This window comes from Streptosporangium fragile (assembly GCF_039534445.1).
GTDB classification, from domain to species: Bacteria; Actinomycetota; Actinomycetes; order Streptosporangiales; family Streptosporangiaceae; genus Streptosporangium; species Streptosporangium fragile.
This window is the reverse complement of the sequence record NZ_BAAAVI010000203.1, coordinates 1-558: the sequence shown is the minus strand read 5'-3', so window position 1 is coordinate 558 and position 558 is coordinate 1. Positions and strand designations below refer to the sequence as shown.

1 protein-coding gene is annotated in these 558 nt (G+C 66.7%); it reads right to left on the bottom strand.

The features are described 5' to 3' along the window. Positions 1-20: 20 nt before the first annotated feature. On the bottom strand, positions 21-558 hold a 538-nt coding region (locus ABD841_RS40650; RefSeq protein WP_344982428.1), incomplete at its 5' end, for a hypothetical protein.

The window sequence follows — 558 nt, the reverse complement described above, 5'->3', positions numbered from 1 at the left end:
GAGAGTGAGGACAGGACGCCTCAGCCGTCGATCGTGACCGTGGCGTACTCGTAATTGGTCATGCCGTTCTCGTCCCCGGCGTGCGATCGGCCGGTCATGACCCGGCCGATGACGGACCCCGAGGTGTGCCTGGTCTCTCTCACGGACCCGGTCCACTGCCGGGAGGTGAGTCTCACGGTCTTTCCTTGCCAGGACAGCGCGCCGGCGTAGTACGTGGTGTAGCCGTTCTCGTCCCCGCGGTGCGCCCGGCCGATGATGACCGCGTCTCCCGGAGTGCTGTAGAACGAATCGGGCTCTCTCATCGTGGCGTCCCCGCCGGTCGGTGTCACCACGACCTGTTCATCGTTGATGTAGATTCGGCCGCAGTAGTACGTGGTGTAGCCGTTCTCGTCCCCGTAGTGACTCCGGCCGATCATCACCTCGTTGGCCGGGCACACGAGCCGGCTGTTCGATTCCCTCATGGTCCACTCGGACGCGAAGATGACCCGGATCGATTCCTCCGTGGCCGTGGCCGCGGCCGCGGGGGCGGCGGGGGCCAGGGTCAGGGCGGCCAGGGCA